Here is a 22,835-nt window from a genome sequence, read left to right as displayed (position 1 = left end):
AATTACCTACCCTTGGAACGGATAATGATCTTCACGGTTGGGCAGGAAACGGGGCACAGAGCTTGCGTTCCGGAGGTGCACCATGGCCTGGTCGCAGGACGAGGAGCGGTTGCTGGCCCAGATCGAGCGCCACCTCGTCGACGAGGATCCACGGCTCGTCGCCCGCCTGGAGTCGTTCAACGACCGTGTGCGCCGTAGCGAGGAGTCCGAGCGTCGGCGCGAGGCCAAGGCGAACGGCGAGAAGTCCGTTCCGCCCCGCCGTCCACGCCGCTCGACCGTCATCATCATGGTCAGCTGGCTCCTGATCGCCACCCTCGTGGCGACGCTGCTGGTGCTGGTGCTCCGCCACGAGGCCGCCGCACTGGCCTTCTGACGAAGACGGGGTTTCCCCGGCTCAGGGCCAAGGGGTGTGGCGGCGAGAAGGTCGTTCAGGGGGCTGTGGCGGGTCGGCTTCCTGACAAGGGGAACCTGCCACTCCAGGTGCGAGGTAGCGGCAATTGGAACCGCCGATATCGACATCTCGCAGGCAGGTCAGGACCACGTCGAGCGTCGAGAAGGCGGATGGGCCCCAGACGATCCCCCTACCGGCGAGGCGACGGGGTCGAGAGTGACGTCGTGAGCGGGAATGACGAGGCTCCGGTGCCCGTGCCGTACTGGCCGGCGCGCCCGCTCAGTTGCTCGCGCAGGGCGTGGACGACCGTGATGCGCCCCAAGGGGGTGTCGGCGGTGTCGATGGTGGTGACGTGCCTGACGGTCTCGTTCTCGTCGCGCAAGGCGGCGATGAGGCCACCGGGAGTTGTAGAGGTGGTGTCGCCGGCGAGTACGGTGCCTCGGCCCGCCGCATCGAGCCCGGCTGCCAGTGAGACGAGCGCGCCGGCCTGCGCCTCGGTGTTCTCGCCTTCGAATGGATCCTCGGGAGCGATCATGACGGCGATCGTCGCGCGACTGCCCGGCTCCCTGTCGATGCTGAGGAACCCGGCCCGCTCGAACTCGTCCAGCACCGTGAGGGTTTCCTTGTTGCGCGTTCCCGCTTGGGCACGGTCGTTCGTCATCAGAGCGCTGCCGAGCAGCATGGCGGCCTTGTCATAAGTGGTGGCTGCGGGATCGATGGCCATGTCGCCCGGCATGAGCCTGGTTACCAGCAGGTCGAGCTCGTCGAGGCGCTGTTGGTCAACATACGCGTTCGTGAGCGTGGCCCGGCCGGCGTAGTCGGCGCCGGCCTGTAGGAGTGCCTCCTGGACGGCCTCGCGCTCGGCGGGGTTCGCATCTGGAGCCTCCACCAGCAGGACCCGCTCACCCGCGAGCACCTCGGCTACCCGCTCGGGCGTTGTCGAAGCGATGTACGCGTCATTCTCCGCCTGGAGCCGCTCCAGCGCCTTGATCTGCGTGCGCAGTTCCTCCTTCGTCGTGGCCAGCTGTGCCGTCAGGTCCTGGGTCGTCCTGAGGGCCGGTCCCTGGAGCAGTGAGGTACCGAGCACGATGCCCACCGTCAGGGCAAGGAAGATCGAGACGATGGAGGCGACGTGATACCGAAAATCGATCAATCCGAGCAATCCGATCGGCAAAGTGTCAGCGAGTCGAGCCGTCAGGCAGAGGGACCGGGAGGCTTCGTCATGCCTGCGAGCCCATAGAGCCTATTGAAAAGGGATCATCCCGACTTGTTGAACGCCATGATTTCCTCTGCCGTCACAGGGCGGGACGCAACGGTGGGGGACCATGAGCGGCCGGGTGGGACCACCTTCCACTTCGTCAACGACGGCATCGAGACCGCGCTCGACCAAGCCCGCGAGGCCGCCGGCGACCGAGACGTCCGCATCGCGGGCGGCGGCGCGACGATCCTGGAGTACGTGAACGCGGGCCTGATCGACGAGTTCTCGATCGCGCTCTCACCCGTGCTGTTCGGCTCCGGAATCCGCCTGTTCGAGGGCGTGGACGCGGGCCGCGTGGCCCTGGAGCCGGTCCGCGCGGAGCCGACGCAGCAGGTGACCCACCTGACCTACGCAGTCCGGGAGCGGTAACTGTCTCGACCTCAGCGCTCCCCCGCCGAGGTCAGCAGCGCGGTGAGATCCTCGACGCTCTGAGCGTCAGGGCCCTCCCCGCTCCCGAACATGTCCCAGCCGCCAGGTAGCTCCCCCGTGACTACGCGGGCTCGCCGTATTCGGCGACGTATGCCGCGTAGTTCTCCGCGAGGATGGCCCGGCCGGCCTCTGCGGTGACCGGCCGCCCCCTGTCCTCGATCGCGGACCGGATGGGCAGGTCCGAGAACGAGCTGGCTCAGGCGATCGCTCTCCTGCGGCGAGGTACGGACAGGACGTCGTCACTTCGTCACGTCCTTCCTCATCGTGTGCGGAGTCCGCGAGCCGCACGTGATTGACGCGGTTCACAGTGAGCTTTTGGCGCTCGAACTAGCGCTCGCGCCGGGAGCGCCTGGAGCGCGAGCGTGAGGAGGCCCAGAGCGCCGCACAGGCCAGGGCTCGCCAGCTGCAGCCGATCGTGGAGACCGCGCTCCCTGATGCGCCCGGGCACAACTCCAAGCCGAACCGGGGTGCCGGTAACGCCCATGTCACCAGCCCCAAACGGGCGATCTTTGCCGAGATTCCCAGCCGCGGCGCCGTGGCCAGCTTCCTGCTGCTGATGTCCGAGCGGTTCGCCCGCAAGCGCCTGCACGTGCTAACCGCCGCGGGGAGGGTCGCCTCTGTTGGCTGGACATCGTTCAGGTGTTCAGCATGCCCAGGAGTGCGACGGCGGCCCGCTCGTAGTATTCGGCGCTCATGTCCTCGGCGTGCAGAACGCGGGCCTGGAAGAGGCCGAGCAGGAGCGCTTGTACGGCTGGGGCCAGGTCGGCTCCCTGTTCCGGGGTGGTGCGGTCGTGGCTGTCGCCGGCCAGACGGCGGCCGGTCAAAAGCATGGCGATGGTGAGGACCAGGTCCTGGGGAGGGTCGAGGACGGCTTCGCGTGCTTGGGCGAAGGTCTCCTTGTCGGTGAGGGCGAGGGAGGCCAGCTCCAGTTCCAGGTGCATGTAGCGCTGGGCTTGTGGGGTGGAGGCCAGGTGCTGGATCCGGCGGGCGCACGAGCGCAGCACGTCCTCGACGGTGAGGTCCTCGCCGGGGCTTATCGCGGGCATCATCTCCCCGTACAGATCGTGGGCGAGATGGGCCATCGCGGCGGTGATCAGGTTGAGCTTGCTCCCGAAGATCGAGTAGATCGATCCGGTGGTCACTTCGGCGCGTGAGGCGATGTCCTCAAGCCGGGCCGCGGCATAGCCCCGGTCGCTGATCTCCTCGGCGGCCGCTTCGATCAGCGCCCGCCTGCTGCGCTCGCGTGCCTCGGCTCGGCTCAGCCGCATCGTTGTGATCTCCCTCTCCCTGGGTTGCGCACTCACACAAAGGCCACTGTAGTGTCATTACAACCGTAATGAAATTACAGAACCTCCGGTGTGCCCCCAGCCGCGCCCCCAACATGAAAAGGAGACCGGTGTCCATGGCCATCGGCATGCGCTCCGCCGTCCTCGCCACCCTGACCACGATCGGCCTAACCCTGGCCGCCGCACCCGCCGCCACCGCCGCGCCCGCTGCTACCGCAGAGGCGGCCATCATCGGCGGTCGCGCGGCCACCGATGCCTACCCCTTCATGGCCTACCTGCGTAAGAAGGGGCTGCCCAGCCACTGCGGCGGCTCCCTGATCGCGGCGAACTGGATCGTCACCGCCGCCCACTGCGCCGACCTGGTGGTCCCCGGCAAGACCAAGGCCAGGATCGGCTCGCCCCACCGTCTCAAGGGCGGAACGCTCGTCGGATACGAGCGCCTGGTGGTGCATCCCGGCTTCAAGCTGCCCGACATGCGCAAGGGCGTGAAGCGGCCGCTCAAGAACGACATCGCACTGGTTCAGCTGGAGCGGAAGGTTGATCTCGCCCCGATCCGCATCGCTGACGACGCCGGCCCGGCCGCAACGCCGACCCGCGTCATCGGCTGGGGCGTGACCTGTGACGACCCTAAGAAGCCCAGGTGCGAGAAGAACATGCCCCGCCAGCTGAGAGAGCTCAACACCGTCCTGGTGCCGGACAAGCGCTGCACGATGATCGACCACGCCAGCGAGCTCTGCACCGGCCAACGCCACGGCCGCGCGGCCATGTCGTGTAGCGGCGACTCCGGCGGCCCGCAGATCCGCAAGATCGCCGGCAGGTGGGAACTCATCGGAGCCACCTCCCGCGACGGCGACGACCTGAACGTGCGCAAGGACGGCAGCGGCATTTGCGCCACCAACCCCAGGGGCGGCCCCGGCCTGGGGATCTGGACCGACGTGACCCATCACAAGCCCTGGATTATCAAGACCATCACCAAGCACGACCCCGAAGCCGCGGCAGAACTGACGGCGATGTAGCCACCCCTGGGGCAGCCCTGCCTCCCACGCTGGGAGTACCGGCAGAGCCTCAGAAGGTATCTCTGAATTTCTGATCACCGAGCGTGGAGGCTTAGGCGCGGCTTAGGCGGCCTGGCCGGCAGAGTCGGGTTGCGATGAGGTCCATGGCCGGGCGGCGGCCTTCCTGGCCAGCCTGCGTGAAATGAGGGTGATAGTGGCCCAGGTCAGGTGTGCCTGGCTGTGGTCCGGCCGGCGTTCATAGTCGATGACGTTGCGGCGGGCGTTCATCAGCCATGCGAGTGATCGTTCGACGATCCATCGGCGGGGCAGGACTTGGAATCCTTGCTGGTGAGCGGGCCTTTTGACGATCTTCCCGCCACCGTATGCGCGCTGACGACGGCCTGCAGGACCTGCCCGGAGAGCATCGTGCGAGAGGTCTCAGGCACGGCGCGGAACGGGTTAGTGGCCATGAGCGTACTTCTCACTCCGTGCCTCGGCACGACCGTAGACCGCGTCCAGCAGGTCGCGGGCGAAGCGGTCCGGATCGTCCAGGCCCGCGGCCGCCAGGGTGTGGGGGCCGCCGGCGAGCAGGTGCGGGATCGCGGCTTGCATGGCCAGGGTGACGGCGCGCAACGCCGCGATCGTCACTCTTTCGCTGTCCGTCCTCGGTGCACTCCCCGCCGGCCTGGTGCAGCTGGGGGTGTGGGCCGAGCCGTCGGCGGGCGCCCTGTGGTTCGCGGCGCTCGCACAGCCGCTCACCGGATACGCGGGCGGGATCGGCATGGCCGCCGTCATCGGGCTGATCGCGATCCCGGCCGGCTGGCGGCCGAACCGTTTCACCACCGCCGTCCAGGCGCTCGGCCAGCGCTCGATGAGCCTCTATCTCTTCCAGTCCGTGGTGTTCGTCCAGGTCTTCTACCCGTACGGGCTCGCGTTGCAGGACGACCTCGGGCTGGCCGGCGCCACGGGGGTGGCCGCGGCCACCTGGGTGGTATCCGTCGCTCTCGCCGAGCTCATGCGCCGAGCCGGCTACCGGGGGCCTGCGGAGATCCTGCTGCGCCGCCTCGCCTACCGATGAGCCGCGGCAATGCTCTCATCTGACCGTGGCCGTCCTGGCAGGGCTCATGGCCCATGTGGCGCAGCAAAGCACAGGTCTGCCGGCGGCCAGGCGCGCGTAGGTGTCGCCGTGACGCAGGTGAGCCAGGACGAGCAGCTCTTGTTGGCCGGGTCTAACCGCCGCCACCGGCAGCGGCGTTCGCCCGCTGGGTGCGGATGGGTTCGGCCAGGCGGATGACTACACCGTCGGCGAGCAGCGCTGCGGTGAGCTCGCGCAGCAGAGCGTCGAAGTACGCGATTACCTTCAGCGTGGCCTCGCTCCGGCATCAGGGGTCCATGACCAGACGTCGGCGCGCGGTACGGACGCCGCGGGGATGGTTCCAGCCGATCGCGGCGGTGACGGTGTCCCCACTCTCCGCGAGGGCGACGAAGCGCCCGGCGGCTGCATCGCCCTCGATCAACCGGATGCGGCTGTCGGGAGCGATGACGCCGTGGACCTGGATCTTCGTGTCGTACTGATCGGTCCAGAAGTACGGAGTCGGGGTGTAGGGGCGATCGGCCCGCAGGATGTTGGCGGCAACAGTGAGCGCCTGTTCTGTGGCGTTGGTGCGGTTCTCCAGGCGGGTGCTCGCCCCGGTGACAGGGTGGCGCCAGCGGGCCACGTCGCCGACCGCGTAAACGTCGGGCGCGGCGCGGCAGTATGCGTCGCATTCAATGCCGTCGCTCAGCGTCAGTCCGCTGCCGGTCAGCCAGCCGGTGGCCGGGACGGACCCGACGGCTATGACCGCCAGGTCTGTGGGGACGACCTCGCCGTCGGCCAACTCGACCGCGCCGACGCGCCCGTTCACACTGTTGAAGCCGCACACACCGGCTCCCATGCGCAGGTGAACGCCACGTCGTTGGTGCATCGCCGCGATGCGGGCGCCGAGCTCCCCGCCGATCTGGCGGGCCATCGGCACGGACAGAGGGTCGATCAGCGTCACCTGACGGCCGAGGGAACGGGCTGCGGCGGCGATCTCGCAGCCGAGCACGCCCGCGCCGATGATCACGGCCCGCCGCGCCGTGGACAGCTCCCGGCGCAACGCGAGGGCGTCGTCCACGGTTCGCAGCGTGTGTATGCCAGCTATATCGGGCTGGAAGGGCAGCGGGCGTGGGGCCAGGCCGGTGGCGATCACGAGGGTGTCGTACCGCAGGTGGCGCCCGTCATCGAGGCACACCGTACGGGCCTCGAGGTCGAGCTGTTCGGCTCGGCGGCCGAGGTACAGCTCGGCTTCGAGGTCGTCCAACTGCTCACGGTTGCGAAGCAGAGCCCGTTCGATCGGCCACCTGCCGGTGAGGATCTCCTTGGACAGCGGTGGCCGGTCGTAGGGCAGATGCGGTTCGTCGCCGACCAACCGGATGCGTCCGCCATAGCCCTTTCGGCGCAGGGCCTCCACCACGGTGAGACCGCCGACAGAAGCGCCGATGACCAGGACACCGTTCACCGATCCTCCTTCAGCCGGATGGCCGCGGCGGGGCAGATCATGACGGCCTCGCGGACGGCCTCGTGGTGGCCGGCGGGCGGAATGGCGTCGAGCAGCACCACGATGCCGTCCTCGTCGCGCTGGTCGAAGACCTCCGGCGCGGCCATGACGCATAGGCCGCCCGCAGTGCACTTGTCCTGGTCGACGATTACTTCCATGTCGGCCTCCTCGGTGTCGGTTCGGTTTGTGGAACGCTGTTGGAGCCACGCGGCAGCACAACGAGGGCGACGACGATTCCGCAGCGCGCGACGGCGGCGGCGATCCACAGCAGGTTGGTCATTCCGTGCACGAACGCAAGCCGTACGTGCTCCAGCAGGTGGGACGAGTCGCGACGTCCGGCGAGGTGAACGCCGGTGGCAGCTTGCGACAGGGCTGGGAAGACCTGCGGCCTCTGCCGGAGAACGGCGAGCCGTCGAGGTCGATGGGAGAGAGATATCGGTGCTTTGAGCTTCGAGTGGTTAGGGCGCCGGTTCGTCGGCGCCGGGTGGCTCGAAGAAGTCATGCGGTGAGGGTGGGGGCAGGGTGACCGGTGATGGGCGCAGTCCGTCGATGAGCAGCGCGAGGTAGCGCCTGCGGTCCTCGCCCTGGGGATCTCCCGGGTGCACCGTGGCCAGGTTCATGACGGTGATCACGGTCAGATCGCGAGGAAGCAGTTCCGGTCGCACCACGCCAGCGTCGATGGCCCGGCGCAGCATGGGTTCGAGGGCCTGCATGAAGAGCTGCGTGCTCTCGTTCGCGAACGTCACGAACTCGTGGGCGAGTGAGATGATGACCCGCCGCCGGGCGAGTACCTCGGTGACGGCCTCGAGCATCCCGGTGAGATCCTGCCATGGGTCGTCGGTGTGTACCGCTGTAATGGGCTGGAGCTCGGTGGTGAGGACATGGTCGAAGACGGCCCGGACGAGTTGGTCACGCGAGCGGAAGCGGCGGTAGACCGTCATCACGCTCACATCCGCGCGTGCGGCGATCTCCTCGAGCGTCGCCTGGGGCCCGATCTCCTCGAACGCCAGGACCGCGGCGCCGACGATGCGCTCATGGTTGCGGGCTGCGTCGGCTCTCACCAGGTCACCCGTAGCGAGTTCAACCCGTAGACGGTGCTGAAGACCCGGTAGTCGGCCTGCTCGTCCGCGAGTGTGAGGTTGGGGAAGCGTCGCAGTAGAGCCGGGAAGGCGATGCGCATCTCCATTCGTGCCAGCGGCGCGCCGAGACAGTGGTGCACGCCGTGGCCGAAGGCGATGTGTCCGGGGGCGCCCCTGGTGATGTCGAGGGTGTCGGGGTTCTCGATGTGGCCACCGTCGCGGTTGGCGGCGGGAAGCGAAAGGAGCACCAGCGATCCCGCGGGGATGACGTGGCCGGCGATCTCCACATCCGTCGTGGTCGTGCGCGGTGACGGCGAGTGCACGATGGACAGCCAGCGCAGCAGTTCCTCGATGGCGGGCTCGGCCCGCGTCGGATCCTCGCGGATCACGGCGAGTTGGTCCGGGTGTCGCAGCAGGGCCAGGGTGCCCAGGCCGAGCATGTTCGAGGTCGTCTCGTGCCCGGCGAGCAGCAGCAGGGCCGCGATGCCGTTGAGCTCGTCGGTGCTCAGATCGTCGCCGTGCTCGCGCACCAGCATGCCCAGCATGTCCTCGCCCGGGTCGGCCTGTGCGCGGGCGACCAGGCCGGCCGTGTAAGCGCGGTTCTCCCGCAGCGCCGCGGTCTGTTCCTCGACCGGCAACGAGATGTTCAACAGGCGAACGGAACGTTCCTGGAACTCGGCGCGGTCGGCGTACGGCACTCCCAGCAACTCGCAGATCACCAGCGACGGCACCGGCAACGCGAAGTGCGACACCAGGTCGGCCGGCTTGCCTGCCCGCTCCAGATCGTCCAGCGCCGCCTCGACGATCTCCACGATGCGCGGCTCGAGCCGGCGCATCCGACGGATGGTGAACTCCGGGGTGAGCATCCGCCGCAACCTGGTGTGCTCTGGCGGGTCGAACGCGAGCAGAAACCCGGCCCGCAGCTTGTCCTGCTCTTCCTGGCTCATCTCACCGGCCGCGGCGAACGGTGTCATGGCGTTGCTGAACCGGGTCGGATCCGAAAGCACCTCGCGCACATCCTCGTGCCGGAGGACCAGGTACGCGGGCTGGCCGAACGGCGTCACCACCTGCACCACACCCTCACCGTCCCGAGCCCGGGCCAGTTCCTCGACCGGGTCGAGTCCGTCCCGCCGCATCTCCAGCGACAACTCCGGCGCCTCCGTCATCGCCTATCCCCTTCCGTGATCAGATCGTTTGGCCCAACGTAGCAGATAACTGAAAGGTGACCTAACACTTAGAGGGTGCGTAAATCGAGGGTTGAGCCGGCCTGGCGTGAGGAGCAGGCACGGGCTTGCTGGTCAGGCTCAACGCGATATCAGGTCGGCGATGTCGGTGCCGGCTCGGAGTAGCGCTTCTGATTGGCTCGCGACTGTTCGGAGTCGGTTCTGGAGCGCGGTGCGGGCGTCGTCGGTGTCGCTGATCCTGCGGAGGGATTTCATCACCGCTTGTACTGCGGGGATGCGGTAGCCGCCGGCGCGTAGCGCAGCAACGATTCGCGCTTCCCGGATCGCGGCGAGCGGGTAGTGCCGCATGTTGAGCCCGGCGGTGCGTTCGGGGGTGACGAGGCCCTGTTGTTCCCAGAAGCGGAGCGTGGAGGTGCGCACGCCGCGGCGGCCTCGGCGCGCGACAGGCTGACGGTGGCCGAGGTGTCGCGGTCCAGCGCGGGCGGTCCAGCCCGGCCAGCGGGTTGCGGGTGGCCACCTCGTGCGCGAGCAGGTAGCCGGTCAGGTCCGCGAGGTAGGCGGCGGTGGTGGCCGGCGAGGGCCGGGTGTGCAGCCAGACGACGGTCAGCCGGTGCAGCCCGTAGCGGTCGCTCAGCCGCAGCGGGCCCAGGCCGGGCAGCGCGGTGACCGCCTCGCGCCGGTCGGCGGCCGGCAGGCGGGCCAGCGCGGCGGCGCTCAGCGCCACGGCGTCCAGCCCGGCCGTCACGACCGCGCCGACCATCTCGCCCACACGCGCCGACGCGGCGAGGTCGGCGGAGGCGGGGTGCGGGGCGGTCGAGGCGGCCGTCGGGCGGGCCGCTGCGGGGGGCCGGCCTGAGGTTCGATCCCACTACGTTGCGAGGGCGCCGAGGATCTGAACGGGAGGCTGGCGTCGGCCTCCCGCGGCCGGTTCCGGTCCTCCGCCGTGGTGAGCATGGTGCAGGCGCGTGTTGGCGCCTGGCGGACGTCTTCGGGGTACGGACCGGCGAGCCGGCGGTCCGGGAACGGGCTCAGAGGCCGCGCAGGAAGTCGGCTGCAACAGGGGCCGCGACCTTGCCGCCGCCGCCACCGCCCTCCACGACGACCGCGAAGGCCACGTCGTCGCTGTAGCCCATGAACCAGGCGTGGGAGGGCAGCTCGGGCCCGCTGCCGTACTCCGCGGTGCCGGTCTTGCCGCGCGTGCCCGACGGCAGGCCCGCCGCCTTGGCGGTGCCCTTGGTGACGACCGCGGACATCATCGGGTGCAGCTGGTCGGCCACGCCCTCGGGCAGCTCGACCTCCTTCGCCTTCTGCTTGAGCCCCTTCACCAGCGTCGGCGGGCGCCAGGCGCCGTCGGCGAGCGCGGCTGCCGCCGAGGCCATCACCAGCGGGCTGGCGGTGATGCGCGCCTGGCCGAAGGACTCGGCGGCCAGCTCCGCGTCTGACTCGGCCTTGGGGAAGCTGGCCTTGGCAGCGGGGACGCCGATGGTGAGCGGCTGGTTGAAGCCGACCATCTCGGCCGCCTTCAGCAGCTTGTCGGGGCCCAGTCGCTCGGCGGCCAACGGGGCGAAGGTGGTGTTGCAGGAGTAGGCGAAGGCGTCGGAGAAGGTGAGCGAGCCGTACTCGGCGTGCTCGGAGTTGCGCACCTTCAGGCCGCCGACCGTGGCGTACTTGGGGCAGGTCACCCGCTCGGTGGGGGAGACGCCCTCGGCGAGCAGGGCCAGCGCGGTGACGGCCTTGAAGGTGGAGCCCGGCGGGTAGCGGCCGTCGAGCGCCCTGTTGAAGCCGCCGCGGTTGTTGACGACGGCGAGGATCTCTCCCGTGCCGCGCCGGACCGCCACCAGGGAGGCGGGTTTGTCCAGGTCGCGGACGGCGCCGACGGCGGCGGCCTGCACGCGGGGGTCGAGGGTGGTCTCCAGCGGCTTGCCATCACTGCCCTTGATCGTGGCCAGCGTCTTGCCGCCGAGCAGGATCTCGGTGGCGGGGGTGCCCGCCAGGCGCTTCTGGAAGGTCTCCTGCAGGCCGCCCCTGCCGACGGCGCCGCCGACCTTGTAGGAGGGGCCGAGCTTGGCGACGTCCTTGGCGGTGGCCTTGTCGAGGAAGCCGACCAGCTGCTGCACCGAGCCGCCGGCCTGGCCCGTGTCGATGCGCTCGCCCGAGGAGTCGGTGATCGCCGCCCGCGCCGGCCAGTCCGTCTTGAGCGAGAAGGCGGCCTGACCGGTCAGCGAGGGGTGCACGGTCGCGGGCGACCAGTCGACCTTCCAGGCCCTGTCGGCGACCTTCAGATCGATCTGGCCGGTGTAGGTCCAGTCGCCGATGTTCCTCAGCGTGAGGGTGGCGGTGTAGGGAGCCCTGGCGGTGCCGTCGCCCGTCTCGACGGCCTGCCCGAGCTTGACGGTGGTCCGCTCGACGTTCAGCCCCTTGCGCTGCTGCTCGTAGGCGGCCAGCGAGGCGGGAGCGGCCAGCTCGGCCGTCATCCTGCCCGTGTCGGCCGCCTGCCAGGCCGCGGCGAAGCGCTGGGCGCTCTCCTGCGGGGTGCCGCGCGTGTGCAGCACCCACCAGGCACCCCCGGCCGCGGCCCCCACCGCCAGCACGCTGACCCCTGAAACGATCGCGATCGTACGGCCACGCGGCACGAGCCATCCCCCCGGTCATCGACAGGTAGCAGAGCCTACCTGCCGCCGATTCACGACATTCCGGCTTTGACGCTGGAGGCGTAGGCCGGCACGTACTCCTGACCGGACAGCTTCTGGATCTCCACCATGATCTCGTCGGTCACCCTGCGCCGGTCGCGGGCGTTCTTGTAGTCGCCCTCGAACGTCATCGGTGCGCCGATCCTGATGCCGATCTTCGTGAAGCGCGGCACCTTGGCGCCGAGGGGCAGCACGTTCTCGGTGCCCGACAGCGCGACGGGCAGCACCGGCGCGCCCGTCTTCAGCGCCAGCCACGCCACGCCGACCTTGCCGCGATATAGGCGGCCGTCGGGCGAGCGGGTGCCCTCGGGGTGGATGCCGAACAGCTCGCCGCGCTCAAGGAGCTCGGCGGCGCTGTCGAGCATGGCCTGGGCGGCGCCGGCCGACTCGCGGTCGATCGGCAGACTGCCGCCCAGCCGCATGAACCACTGGGAGACGGGGTTGCCCGAGAAGTACTCGCTCTTGGCGGTGAAGGTCACGTGGCGGGGCAGCAGCGCGGGAATCAGGAAGGAGTCGATCACCGCCAGGTGGTTGGCGGCCAAAATGGCGGGACCCGTGGCGGGGACGTGGTGACCGCCGGAGATGTGCGGGCGCCACATCACGTGCGCCATCGGCGCGGCGACGAACTTCACCATCTGGTACAGCAACGGCTCTCCTGAATCGTGTGGACGGCGAAGCCAACCCTATTGCGCGCTGGGCGGCCCCGACGCCCCACCTCGGGCGGTGAGGTTCAGCGCCTGCCGCAGGAAGTCCAGCTGGCAGTGCAGCAGCCCCGCGACGGCCGCCTCCCCCGTGGGCGTGTGGGCGGCGCCGGGCAGCGGCAGCACCTGGTGCGGACGGCCCGCCGCCAGCAGCGCCGCCGACATCCGCAGCGTGTGCGCGGCCACCACGTTGTCGTCGGCCAGGCCGTGCACCAGCAGCAGTGGCCGTCGCAACCGCGCCGCGTCGCCGATCGGAGAGGAGCGCTCGTAGTTTTGCTGCTCCTGATCGGGATGTCCGAGGAAGCGCTCGCGCCAGTGGGTGTCGTACAGCCGCTGGTCGCTGGGCGCGGCGCCGGAGACGGCGGCGTGGAAGACCTCGGGCCTCCGCAGCACGGCCGCCGCCGCGAGCGTGCCGCCGTAGCTCCATCCGCGGATGGCGACCCTGGCGAGGTCGAGATCGGGGCAGTGCGCGGCGGCCGCGCGCAGCGCCGTCACCTGGTCCTCGAGCGGCGCGGTGAGCGTGTCGCCGTGGACGGCCTTCTCCCATGCGGGCCCGCGTCCCCTGGTGCCGCGCCCGTCGGCGACCACGACGGCGAACCCCGACTCGGCGAACCACTGCGCCTCGCACAGCCACCAGTGCCTGGCCCTGACCGCCAGCTGCATGGCGGGCCCCGCGTAGGGGGCCATCAGGACGGGCAGAAGTCCCGCGCCGGTCCTGTGCCAGGACGGCAGCAGCAGCGCGGTGCGGATCTCCCGCGCGCCCGCCCTCAGCCAGGTGACTCGCGGCGACAGGAGCGGCTCGGCGGCCAGCGAGGCGATCTCGGTGTCCGGCAGGCCGTCGCGGAGCAGGCGGAAGGTGTGGCCGCGCGGGGTGTGCGAGGCGACGAGCAGCGCGCCCGCCGACCGGTGGCCGGTGTGCAGACCCGGCTCCTCGCTCAGCCGTACGGCGCCGCGCGAGGGGTCGTACGACCACAGGTGTCTCTCGGTGGGCTCGTCCGTGGCGAGGAAGAGCACCGACTCGCCGCTGACGTCGAGGACCTCGGCGACCTGCAGTCCCTCGGGGGTGACGGGGACGCCGTCCACCAGCAGCCGCCGGGTGCCAGGGGAGTCGGCGGTGTGGACGAGCGCGCCCGAGGCGGTGCGGGCGGGGGTGCCGGGGATCAGCTCGACCCAGGCGGGGTCGCGCTGCTCGTGCAGGAGCGTGGTCGCGCCCGTGCCGGGGTCGGCGGCCAGGATCCGCAGCGTGCGCTGGTCGCGGCTCTGCACGCCGATGAGCGGGCCGTGGGCGTCCCAGCGGGCGGCGGTGACGTACTCGAAGGACTCCCGGTCCCAGTCGAGCTCGACGTGCCCGCCGTCGAGGCCGAGCACGTGGAGGGTGACGAGGGCGTTGGCGGTGCCCGCGGCGGGATAGCGGATCGGGCGCGGCGGCCTGGACGGGTCGGAGGGGTCGGCGATCCACCAGCGCTGGACGGGGGAGTGGTCCACCCTGGCGGCCAGCAGCCTGCGCCCGTCGGGCGACCACCAGTGGCCGCGGCTTCTGTGCATGGACTCGGCCGCCACGTGCTCGGCCAGCCCCCAGACCACTTCGGGACCGTCCGGCGCGGCCATGCGCAGCAGCCTCCCGCCGGCCAGCTCGCTCACGTGCAGCGCCCCTTCGCAGACGTAGGCCACTCTGGCGCCCGTGGGGTCGAGGCGAGGGTCGGTCACGGGCCCCTCGGTGGGCACTCGCCACGGCCTGCCCTCGCGGGTGTCCACCGCCCACAGCCGCCCGTTCACGGCGAAGACGGCGACGCGGAGGTCGGCGTCGGCGCTGTAGGCGACCACGCCCGCCGCGTGTTCGCGGGCTCGCTCCCTGCGGACGCGCTCGGCCTCGGGGACGGGCCCGTGCGCGCCGAGTGTCTCGGGGGCGGCCAGCAGCCGCTCGCGGTCGCCGTCGAGCAGCCAGAGGCAGCCGGCGCGGTCTTCGGGGCCACGGGTGCGCAGGAACAGCGCCCTCCGGCCGTCGGGGGAGAGGGTGAAGGCGCGCGGCAGGCCGAGGGAGAGGCGCTGCGTGCGGGCCAGCTGGGTGGGAAACGCGTTGATGTCCATGACGGGACTCTGCGCAGGACCGGCACGGTAAGGGAGAAGGAGAGGGCGACCCGGCGGACTCACGGGCGCGGAGGGCGTCCGAGCGGACGCGTCACATATTTTACCACCCGTCACACCCGAACGGCGCCCCACCGGTGGGTGGGGCGCCGTTCGTGACGCTCAAGGCCGCTGTGGCGGTCGCCTCCTCGGCGAGGTGCACAACACGGCTCCAGCCGAACGGTATTCCGTGAAGGCGGTAATTTGCGGCCCGGGGGACACAGACCACAGCGGCCTTGTCGACTCTAACGGACATCGGGCGGTGGCTATTCCATCCTGCCCCAAGAGTGGGTCAGGTTCTCGTCCAGTGGGGCTGGCTGACGCCGGAAACGCGCAGCTCACGCCCCCTGAGGGCGACTTCGGCGAACTGCCACAAAATCGCACCCGTCGGGGCGTGTATCACGATGCTCGGACCGAGCGGCATCTGCAGCAGCCCCTGGTTCCAGCGGGGCACGCCGGGCGCCAGCAGCCGGTCGAGCGGCACCCTGTGGACCGAGGCCACCTCCCTGGCGTCGGGGCGCGGGTCGGCCGGCCCGCCGAAGGCCACCACCGGGGTGATCACGAAGCCCGAGTCGGTGACGTAGTCGTCCAGCACGCCCGCCACCTCCATGCCGGTGACCGCCGTCTCCTCGGCCAGCTCGCGCAGCGCCCCCTCCGTCGCCTGCTCGCCGTCCTCGAGCCGCCCGCCAGGCAGCGCCCACTGCCCCGCGTTGCGCCCGCGCGCGGCCCGCCTGATCACGATCGTGTACGGCGGGCGCTCGCCGTCGCGCAGCACGCACACGGCCACCGCCGCCCTTCGCAGCCCGTCGCCGACCGGCGCGCTCACCGGCCGGAGGAGCGCGAGGTTGGCCGTCACCTGAGCCTGCAGCAGGTCGAAGGGAAGCAGCTCGCCGGCCTCGCCCATGACGCCGCCCGCGGGTGAGGGAAGGGCGGGACCCGGGCGGGGCGTGTGGAGTGGGGGCACGGTGGCCAGGATCTCACGGGTGCGGCCCGCTCTCGGTCTCGGTGCGCCTCGACAGCAGGAACTCCCGCTCCTGCTGCGTGCCGACCAGGGCCAGCGCCCTGCCGTACTCGGTCACCGCCTCCTCCGTCCTGCCCAGCCTGCGCAGGAGCTCGGCGCGGGTGGCGGGCAGCAGGTGGTGGTGGGGCAGCTCGGCCTCCAGCCCGTCGAGCATGGCCAGGCCCGCCTCGGGTCCTGACGCCTCGGCGACGGCGACGGCGTGGTTGAGCCGCACGACGGCCGAGCCGGTCAGCTCCTCGAGCATGCCGTACAGGGCGGCGATGGCCGTCCAGTCGGTGTCCCGCGCGCGGGCGGCGGAGGTGTGCTCGGCGGCGATGGCGGCCTGGAGCAGGTAGGGGCCGGGCGGGCCGGGGGCCAGCAGCGCGAGCGCCTCCTCGATCTCCTGGTGCCGCCACAGCGAGCGGTCCTGCTCGGCGAGGGTGACCAGGCGGCCGTCTGCGCCGACGCGGGCGTGGCGGCGCGCGTGGTGCAGCATCATCAGCGCCTGCAGCGCCCTCACCTCGCTGTCGTCGGGCAGCAGCGAGACCAGCATGCGGGCCAGCGTGATCGCCTCGCTCGCCGTCTCGTCGCGGATCAGCGCGTCGCCCTCGGTGGCCGCGTAACCCTCGGTGAAGATCAGGTAGAGGACGGCCAGCACGCCGTCGAGCCGTTCGCCCAGCTCGGGCCCCGCGGGCACCCTGAAGGGGATGCCGGCCTGGCTGATCTTCTTCTTGGCGCGGGTGATCCTGGCGGCCATGGTCGCCTCGCCGACCAGGAACATCCTGGCGATCTGCCGGGTGGTCAGACCACCCACGCAGCGCAGGGTCAGCGCCACCCGCGCCTCCATGGACAGCGCGGGGTGGCAGCAGGTGAAGATCAGCCGAAGCCGGTCGTCGTGCGCGGGCTGCTCCTCGACCACGAGCAGCGGCAGCTTGCGGGTGGCCACCGCCGTACGGCGCAGCCGGTCGACGGCGCGGCGGCGCGCGGCCGTCAGCAGCCAGGCCGGTGGGTTGGCGGGGACGGGCGGCCAGGAGGAGACGGCCGTGGTGAAGGCGTCCTGCAGCGACTCCTCGGCCAGGTCCAGGTCGCGCAGTTCGGCGGTCAGGAGGGCGAGCAGGCGCGCCCAGTGCTCCCGGTACGCCTGCTCGACCGCGTCATTCCTGATACTCAACGACAGGTCGCACTTCGACGATCTGCTCGGGGCATGCATTGGCGTAGCCGATGGCCTCGTCGAGGTTCTCCGCCTCGATGAGGTAGAAGCCGCCGAGGTGCTCGACGGTCTCCACGTAGGGGACCAGCAACAGATATTTCATGACAGTCCCTCCTGTGTGATGGTGTCACTGCCATGACGCGCGAGCGGCGGCCGTTTCGACAACGAGGAGGAAAATCTTCCGGCGCGTGGGCCTGCTTCAGCGCAGCGGTCTGGCCTCGGGGAGCCTGAGCCTGTCGACCGCCTCGCGCCTGGTGTTCTCCGGCCTGCGGTCGTAGCGGGCGGTCGTCGCGGGCGAGGAGTGCCCGACCAGCGCCTGAGCGGTCGCCAGGTCCACCCCCGCGTCCAGCAGCTCGCCGATGAAGGTGCGCCTGAAGTCGTGCGCGGTCCGTGGCGAGGCGCCCGCCTCGCCCAGCCGCCTGGCGAGGATGTCGGCGATGCCCTGCCCGGTCAGCGGCACCAGTCGCCCGTCGCGCGTGCGCAGCCGTCCCACCCTGCTGATCGGGCAGAACAGCGCGCCGGCCGTACGGCCTCTGACCGCGAGCCACCGCTCGAGCAGCCCGATCGCGTCGCCGGTCAGGTAGACCATGCGCTCCTTGTCACGCTTGCCGCGCACCCGCAGCGACCGGGCGGCGGGGTCGTAATCGGTCAGGGCCAGCCCCGCGATCTCCGCGCGCCTGCAGCCGGTGGAGTAGAGGGTCGCGATCAGCGCGGCGTCGCGCAGCCCCGCGGGGGAGTCGTCGCACGCCGACAGCGCCGCGCCCACCACCTCCGGCGGGACATGCTGGCCCGTGGGCAGCCTGGTGTGGGTGACGGGCGCCAGGTCGGCGGCGCGGGCGTACTCCTCCGCGCTGGTCTGGCCGAGCCGCCAGGCCTCTTTCAGCACCCGCCGCAGCGCCACCAGGTGCTTGTTGACGTAGGCGGGCGACCAGCCCTGTTCGGTGAGCACCGTCCTGATGCGCACGGTGTGCTCGTAGCGCAGCAGGTGCCACGGCATGCCCGCCCCCGTGACCGCCTCGTCGCCGGTCAGCGCCCTCGCGATGCGATCGAGGCACCCTCGCATCGTCCTCCTCGACTCGGCGCTGGCCAGTGAGTCGAGGTAGACGTGGTAGGGGTCGGTGGCGGGCGCCTCGGCGATCGCGGGCAGCCGCTGCTCGGCGGCGGGTACGGCGGGCACGTCCATCCCGCCGATCCTAGGACTCCAGGACGTGGGAGAGCGTCTCCGTCAGGGCCAGGTTGGCGGAGTAGTCGACGGGGACGGTGATCACCGACACCCCTTCATAGGCCAGCGCCTCGCGCAGCGTCGGCAGCAGCTCCTCCGCCGCCCGCACCCGGTGGCCCCTGGCGCCGAAGCTCTCGGCGTACTTGACGAAGTCGGGGTTGCCGAACGCGATGCTGGAGCTGCGTCCGAGCTCCAGCCCCATCTTCCAGTCGATGAGCCCGTAGGCGCCGTCCTCCCAGATCAGCACCGTGATCGGGATCCGCTCGCGCACGGCGGTCTCCAGCTCCTGCGAGTTCATCAGGAAGGCGCCGTCGCCCGTGGCGGCCAGCACCCTGCGGGAGGGGAAGGCGAGCTTGGCGGCGATGGCCCCGGGCACCGCGAACCCCATGGACGACAGGCCGTTGGAGACCAGCATGGTGTTGGGCTCGTAGGTCGGGTACATGCGCGACATCCACATCTTCACCGCGCCCGTGTCGGCCAGCACGATGTCGTCGCGCTCCATCGCCTGCCTGATGTCGGCCACGACCCTGCGCGGCGTCAGCGGGAAGCCGTCCTCGCCCTGTCCCTGGGCGAACTCCTCCCTGATGAGCGTGCGGACCTTCTCCACGGTCGGGCTGAGCGTGAAGCGCCGGTGGACGGCCTCGCCGAGCGCGTGCAGCGACCTCGACAGGTCTCCCTGGACGCCGACGGCCACCGGGTAGTGCTCGTCGACCTCCGCGGGGAACTGGTGGATGTGGACGATCTTCTTCGACCGGTCAGGGTTGATCTTGACGGGGTCGAACTCCTGCAGCTCGTAGCCCACGCTGATCAGCACGTCGGCCTCGTCGAAGGCGACGTTCACGTGGTCGTGCCGCATGAAGCCGAACGCGCCGAGCGCGTGCCTGTGGTCGTCGGGGAAGACGCCCTTGCCGTTGAAGGTGGTGGCCACGGGGATGCCCAGGTGCTCGGAGAAGCGCACCAGCGCGTCGCGGGCCCCTGCCCTGGCCGCGCCGTGACCGGCCAGCACGATCGGCCGCCTGGCCGTGGCCAGCAGGTCGGCGGCGCGGGCGATCTGGGCGGCGGAGGGGTCGACGGGCCGCACCACGTTCACCGGCAGCGGGCGCGCGTCGTCGGGGACGGGCGCCTTCTCGACGTCCTCGGGGATCGCCAGGTACACCGCGCCTGGCCGCTCGGTCTGGGCGATCTTGAAGGCCTTGCGCAGCATCTCGGGCACCGCGGCGGCCGTCGGAACCAGCTCGGCCCACTTGGTGATGGGCCTGAACAGCGACACCAGGTCGACGATCTGGTGCGACTCCTTGTAAATGCGGTCGAGCCCCACCTGCGCCGAGATGGCCACGACAGGGGTGCTGTTGGTGGTGGCGTCGGCGACGCCCAGCTGCAGGTTGATCGCCCCCGGGCCGAGGGTGGCCGAGGCCACGCCCGCCTTGCCGGTCAGCCTGCCGTACATCTCGGCCATGAACGCCGCGCCCTGCTCGTGGCGGACGAGGACGTAGCGGATGGAGGAGTCGTTCAACGCGTCGACGAAGTGAATGTTTTCCTCACCCGGGATGCCGAAGACGTACTTCACGCCCTCCGCCTCCAGCGCCCGGACCAGCAGTCTGGCAGCTGTGCTACTCATGCCCTCTGCAGCAAACCCGAAGCCGAGTAAATTTCCTGTCATGGCGCAGCTGACCGCTCTAGACGCCCAGTTCCTCCACTTCGAGACAGCGACCAACGTGGCCAACATCGCGGGCCTGGCCATCCTCGACGGCGACCTCAACAGATCGGACCTGCAGGCGCTGCTGGAACAGCGCCTGCCGCACGTGGCCGCGCTGCGGCGCAAACTGGCCCCTGTGCCCCTGGGGCTCGACCATCCCTACTGGATCAGGGAGGACGACCTCGACCTCGACTACCACGTGAGGGAGATCGGGCTGCCGCCGCCGGGCGACGACAGGCAACTGGCCGAGCAGGTCTCGCGCCTGCACGCGCGCAGGCTCGACAGAGGCAGGCCGCTGTGGGAGATCTACCTGATCCACGGCCTGGCCGACGGTCGCATGGGCCTCTACACCAAGATCCATCACGCGGCGGTCGACGGGGTCGGCGGCGCGGACGTGCTGGCGGCGCTGCTCGACCTGTCGCCCACGCCCGCGCCGCCGCCCGACGGCGAGCCCGAGCCGGACGAGCCGGCCCCGAGCAGGACCGCGATGGTGGGCAGGGCGCTGACCAGGCTGGCCGCCAACCCCGCCCAGGCGGTGCGGTTCGCGGCCAGGGCGGTGCCGCACCTGGACGAGATCCCCGTGGTGTCGAAGGTGCCGGGCGTGGAGCTGGTCTCGGGGCTGGCGCGCAGGGTGGCGGGCGCGGGAGACGCGCCCGGACTGCCCGCGCTGCCCGCCCCGCGTACCCCCTTCAGCGGCCCCATCTCCGCGCACCGGCGCTTCGCCTTCGTGTCGCTTCCGCTGGAGGAGATCAAGGAGGTCCGCAAGGCGTTCGGCGTGACGGTCAACGACGTGGTCATGGCGGTGTGCGCGGGAGCGCTGCGCCAGTGGCTGGCCGCGCACGGCGGGGTGCCCGACCGGCCGTTGGTGGCGGGCGTGCCGTTCTCGGTGCGCGAGGTGGGGGAGGCGCGCAGGGGCAACCAGGTCACGATCATGACGGCGCCGCTCGCCGTCCACGTCGAGGACCCGGTCCAGCGCCTGGAGGAGGTGCGCGTCTCCATGCAGCGCATCAAGGACAGGTTCTCGCTGGCCCCCGCCCGCTGGCTGAGGGAGTTCAGCGAGTCGATGCCCGCCGCACTGATGGGCCTGGCCTCGCGTTCGGCCTTCGGCCTGGTGGGGCAGACCTCGCCGCCCATCAACGTGGCCATCTCCAACGTGCCGGGCCCGCAGTTCCCGCTCTACGTGTGCGGGGCCAGGCTGCTGACGCACTACCCGGTGTCGGTGATCACCGACGTGAGCGGCGGCGTCAACATCACCTGCTTCTCCTACGACGGCTCGCTGGACGTCGGGGTCGTCACCGACCGCACCATGATCCCCGACGCGTGGGAGATCACCGGCAGGCTCCGCGACGCGCTCGACGAATTGCGGAATGAAGCCTTCCGCATTGGGCCGTAGCGTTGGCCCCATGAAGCTGACGCGCAGGACTCTCAACCGCACCGCACTCCACCGGCAGCTCCTGCTGCGCCGCTCCACGATGTCGCCGATCGAGGCGATCCGCAGGCTGGTCGCGGTGCAGGGCCAGGAGATCAACGCGCCCTACCTCGGGCTGTGGTCGCGGCTGTCGGGCTTCGCCCACGACGACCTGTCCGACATGCTGTACGGCGGGCAGGTCGTGCGCGGCTCCCTGCTGCGCGCCACCCAGCACCTGACCGCCGCCGACGACTACGTGTGGGTGCGCCCCCTCATGCAGGCCAGGTTCAGCAGGGCGAGCCAGAGCGCCTTCGCCAAGGTGACGCAGGGCGTGGACAGGGACGAGCTGGCCGCGCTGGCCAGGCGGCACCTGACCGGCCGCACGCTGACCCGCCCGCAGCTGCGCGACCTGCTGGCGGAGCGCTGGCCCGAGGCGGACGCGCTCGCGCTCGGCTGGCTGGCCCAGTCGTTGCTGGCGGTGGTGCACACCCCGCCCAACGGCATCTGGGGCAGGGGAGGGGCCACGCCGTTCACGCTGGCCGAGGAGTGGATCGGCAGGCCGCTGGAGAGCACGCTCTCGCCCGAGCGGCTGGTCGAGCGGTACCTGGCCGCCTTCGGCCCCGCCGGCGTCAAGGACGTCCAGATGTGGTCGGGGCTGAGCAGGCTGCGCGAGGTCGTCGAGGGAATGCCGCTGCGCCGCTACACCGACGAGGAGGGGCGCGTCCTGTACGACCTGCCCGACGCCGAGCTCGCCGACGAGGACACGCCCGCGCCGGTGCGGCTGCTGCCGTCCTTCGACAACCTCGTGCTCGCCTACGACGACCGCACGAGGCTCATGGCCGACGAGCACCGCAGGCAGGTGTGCGTGGGCTCGGTGACCCATCCGGTGATCCTGGTCGACGGCTTCGTCGCCGGGATGTGGTGGCTGACCAGGACGGGCCTGCGGATCCAGCCCTTCGGCGCGCTGCCCGACGAGGTCATGGCGGAGGCCCGGCGGCTGCTGGAGTTCGCCGGTCAGAAGGAGGCCGCCATCGAGATCGCTCCGCAATGCTGATCGCCGCCTACCCTCGGCGGGCGGCCGTCGTCAGGTTCCGGGAGCCCGGTACTCCACCTCCTGCCTGACGGCATCGTCGATCTCCTCCGACGTCAGGAGGACGACCGTCTTCGTCCGTGCTCCGCCGGCCGCCGACACCCTGAGGCCCAAGGCGGCCGAGGCGACGTTGCCGGGCAGGTCGACGATGACGTAGACGTCGCTCTCGCCGAACGCGTAGTACATCTGCTCGACGCGGCCCCCGAGGCTCTCCGCCATGCGCTCCACCGCCTGGCGCCGTCCGGTGCCTCCTTCCCGGAGCACCCCCTTGAGGCCGTCCACGGTGTAGCTCGCCTGAATGAGGTATTTGGGCATGATGGAACCCCTTCCCGAACCGCCGCTCCTGCGGGAACGGCCATGAACGCGGTCACGTGGACGACGTTCTCGGCTTCGGTTGACGCTAAGCCCACCCGGTGCACAGGTTTCCACCTGGATCTCCACCTCGACCATTTGAAGTCGATCTTCGCCAGGTCCGGCACCGGCTCCCGGGGCG

General features: G+C 70.7%; 23 protein-coding genes and 2 pseudogenes. 6 read left to right on the top strand and 19 right to left on the bottom strand.

The features are described from left to right. Window positions 1-82 precede the first annotated feature (82 nt). Window positions 83-373 (top strand): DUF3040 domain-containing protein, encoded by a 291-nt coding sequence (locus ABFX55_RS11480; RefSeq protein ID WP_346120278.1) that lies wholly within the window; start codon window positions 83-85, stop codon window positions 371-373. Window positions 374-581: 208 nt separating this feature from the next. Here the strand turns inward: ABFX55_RS11480 and ABFX55_RS11475 are convergent, their stop codons facing one another. Continuing rightward, the gene (locus ABFX55_RS11475) at window positions 582-1,565 is read right to left on the bottom strand and encodes a copper transporter (protein ID WP_346120277.1); all 984 of its coding nucleotides are present in this window, start codon (window positions 1,563-1,565) and stop codon (window positions 582-584) included. A 141-nt stretch (window positions 1,566-1,706) separates the two neighbouring features. Here ABFX55_RS11475 and ABFX55_RS11470 point away from each other — a divergent pair, with 141 nt between their 5' ends. Then, a complete protein-coding gene (locus tag ABFX55_RS11470; RefSeq protein ID WP_346120276.1) occupies window positions 1,707-2,018 on the top strand; it encodes a dihydrofolate reductase family protein in 312 nt (103 codons plus the stop codon). Window positions 2,019-2,713: 695 nt separating this feature from the next. On the opposite strand, the gene ABFX55_RS11465 is transcribed toward ABFX55_RS11470, so the two are convergent. Next, on the bottom strand, window positions 2,714-3,346 hold the full coding sequence (locus ABFX55_RS11465; protein ID WP_346120274.1) for a TetR family transcriptional regulator: 633 nt from the start codon (window positions 3,344-3,346) through the stop codon (window positions 2,714-2,716). 134 nt (window positions 3,347-3,480) lie between these two features. Between ABFX55_RS11465 and ABFX55_RS11460 the strand changes: the two genes are divergently transcribed. Beyond that, window positions 3,481-4,380, top strand: a complete 900-nt coding sequence (locus tag ABFX55_RS11460; RefSeq protein WP_346120272.1) for a S1 family peptidase — start codon at window positions 3,481-3,483, stop codon at window positions 4,378-4,380. Between the two features lie 102 nt (window positions 4,381-4,482). On the opposite strand, the pseudogene ABFX55_RS11455 reads toward ABFX55_RS11460, so the two are convergent. Beyond that, window positions 4,483-4,743 (bottom strand): annotated as a pseudogene (locus ABFX55_RS11455) (transposase); the annotation flags it as partial. 75 nt (window positions 4,744-4,818) lie between these two features. Then, window positions 4,819-4,971: a hypothetical protein gene (locus ABFX55_RS11450; protein WP_346120270.1), complete on the bottom strand. Its 153-nt coding sequence runs from the start codon at window positions 4,969-4,971 to the stop codon at window positions 4,819-4,821. Between ABFX55_RS11450 and ABFX55_RS11445 the strand changes: the two genes are divergently transcribed. After that, window positions 4,970-5,437, top strand: a complete 468-nt coding sequence (locus tag ABFX55_RS11445) for a DUF418 domain-containing protein (RefSeq protein ID WP_346120269.1) — start codon at window positions 4,970-4,972, stop codon at window positions 5,435-5,437. The two genes, ABFX55_RS11450 and ABFX55_RS11445, sit on opposite strands and share 2 nt — an antisense overlap. Before the next feature lie 51 nt (window positions 5,438-5,488). Here ABFX55_RS11445 and ABFX55_RS11440 read toward each other — a convergent pair. From ABFX55_RS11440 to ABFX55_RS11375, 14 genes and pseudogenes are all read right to left on the bottom strand, one after another. Further along, window positions 5,489-5,696 (bottom strand): annotated as a pseudogene (locus tag ABFX55_RS11440) (helix-turn-helix domain-containing protein); the annotation flags it as partial. A 45-nt stretch (window positions 5,697-5,741) separates the two neighbouring features. Then, on the bottom strand, window positions 5,742-6,899 hold the full coding sequence (locus tag ABFX55_RS11435) for an NAD(P)/FAD-dependent oxidoreductase (RefSeq protein WP_346120267.1): 1,158 nt from the start codon (window positions 6,897-6,899) through the stop codon (window positions 5,742-5,744). Continuing rightward, entirely contained in the window at window positions 6,896-7,096 is a 201-nt protein-coding gene (locus tag ABFX55_RS11430; protein ID WP_346120265.1) for a ferredoxin, read from the bottom strand. The genes ABFX55_RS11435 and ABFX55_RS11430 overlap by 4 nt, the downstream gene beginning before the upstream one ends. 300 nt (window positions 7,097-7,396) lie before the next feature. Beyond that, window positions 7,397-7,999, bottom strand: coding sequence for a TetR/AcrR family transcriptional regulator (locus ABFX55_RS11425; protein WP_346120263.1), 603 nt, complete (start codon window positions 7,997-7,999; stop codon window positions 7,397-7,399). Beyond that, complete coding sequence (locus tag ABFX55_RS11420) at window positions 7,996-9,183, bottom strand: cytochrome P450 (RefSeq protein ID WP_346120262.1); 1,188 nt, start codon at window positions 9,181-9,183, stop codon at window positions 7,996-7,998. Before ABFX55_RS11420 ends, ABFX55_RS11425 begins: the two co-directional genes overlap by 4 nt. A 138-nt stretch (window positions 9,184-9,321) precedes the next feature. After that, the gene (locus ABFX55_RS11415) at window positions 9,322-9,621 is read right to left on the bottom strand and encodes a MerR family transcriptional regulator (RefSeq protein ID WP_346120260.1); all 300 of its coding nucleotides are present in this window, start codon (window positions 9,619-9,621) and stop codon (window positions 9,322-9,324) included. Window positions 9,622-10,229: 608 nt separating this feature from the next. Next, window positions 10,230-11,834, bottom strand: a complete 1,605-nt coding sequence (locus ABFX55_RS11410; protein WP_346120258.1) for a penicillin-binding transpeptidase domain-containing protein — start codon at window positions 11,832-11,834, stop codon at window positions 10,230-10,232. A 50-nt stretch (window positions 11,835-11,884) separates the two neighbouring features. Beyond that, window positions 11,885-12,538, bottom strand: coding sequence for a lysophospholipid acyltransferase family protein (locus ABFX55_RS11405; protein WP_346120256.1), 654 nt, complete (start codon window positions 12,536-12,538; stop codon window positions 11,885-11,887). Between the two features lie 36 nt (window positions 12,539-12,574). Continuing rightward, window positions 12,575-14,680, bottom strand: coding sequence for a S9 family peptidase (locus ABFX55_RS11400; protein ID WP_346120255.1), 2,106 nt, complete (start codon window positions 14,678-14,680; stop codon window positions 12,575-12,577). A gap of 328 nt (window positions 14,681-15,008) precedes the next feature. After that, window positions 15,009-15,680, bottom strand: a complete 672-nt coding sequence (locus ABFX55_RS11395) for an NUDIX hydrolase (protein ID WP_346120253.1) — start codon at window positions 15,678-15,680, stop codon at window positions 15,009-15,011. 13 nt (window positions 15,681-15,693) lie between these two features. Continuing rightward, window positions 15,694-16,887, bottom strand: a complete 1,194-nt coding sequence (locus ABFX55_RS11390) for an RNA polymerase sigma factor (RefSeq protein WP_346120252.1) — start codon at window positions 16,885-16,887, stop codon at window positions 15,694-15,696. Continuing rightward, complete coding sequence (locus ABFX55_RS11385; protein ID WP_346120250.1) at window positions 16,871-17,029, bottom strand: YciI family protein; 159 nt, start codon at window positions 17,027-17,029, stop codon at window positions 16,871-16,873. The genes ABFX55_RS11390 and ABFX55_RS11385 overlap by 17 nt, the downstream gene beginning before the upstream one ends. A 96-nt stretch (window positions 17,030-17,125) precedes the next feature. Then, entirely contained in the window at window positions 17,126-18,109 is a 984-nt protein-coding gene (locus tag ABFX55_RS11380) for a tyrosine-type recombinase/integrase (protein ID WP_346120248.1), read from the bottom strand. Between the two features lie 10 nt (window positions 18,110-18,119). After that, a complete protein-coding gene (locus ABFX55_RS11375; protein ID WP_346120247.1) occupies window positions 18,120-19,766 on the bottom strand; it encodes an acetolactate synthase large subunit in 1,647 nt (548 codons plus the stop codon). Between the two features lie 40 nt (window positions 19,767-19,806). Here ABFX55_RS11375 and ABFX55_RS11370 point away from each other — a divergent pair, with 40 nt between their 5' ends. Both ABFX55_RS11370 and ABFX55_RS11365 read left to right on the top strand, forming a co-directional pair. Then, complete coding sequence (locus ABFX55_RS11370) at window positions 19,807-21,237, top strand: WS/DGAT/MGAT family O-acyltransferase (RefSeq protein WP_346120245.1); 1,431 nt, start codon at window positions 19,807-19,809, stop codon at window positions 21,235-21,237. Between the two features lie 10 nt (window positions 21,238-21,247). Further along, window positions 21,248-22,306: a winged helix DNA-binding domain-containing protein gene (locus ABFX55_RS11365; RefSeq protein WP_346120244.1), complete on the top strand. Its 1,059-nt coding sequence runs from the start codon at window positions 21,248-21,250 to the stop codon at window positions 22,304-22,306. A 30-nt stretch (window positions 22,307-22,336) separates the two neighbouring features. Here the strand turns inward: ABFX55_RS11365 and ABFX55_RS11360 are convergent, their stop codons facing one another. Further along, the gene (locus ABFX55_RS11360) at window positions 22,337-22,657 is read right to left on the bottom strand and encodes a GYD domain-containing protein (RefSeq protein ID WP_346120242.1); all 321 of its coding nucleotides are present in this window, start codon (window positions 22,655-22,657) and stop codon (window positions 22,337-22,339) included. Between the last annotated feature and the right edge of the window lie 178 nt (window positions 22,658-22,835).

The sequence above is a fragment of the Nonomuraea roseola genome (assembly GCF_039535395.1).
Taxonomy (GTDB): Bacteria; Actinomycetota; Actinomycetes; order Streptosporangiales; family Streptosporangiaceae; genus Nonomuraea; species Nonomuraea roseola.
The sequence above is the reverse complement of the archived record's forward strand: the minus strand, read 5'-3'. Positions and strand labels throughout refer to the sequence as shown.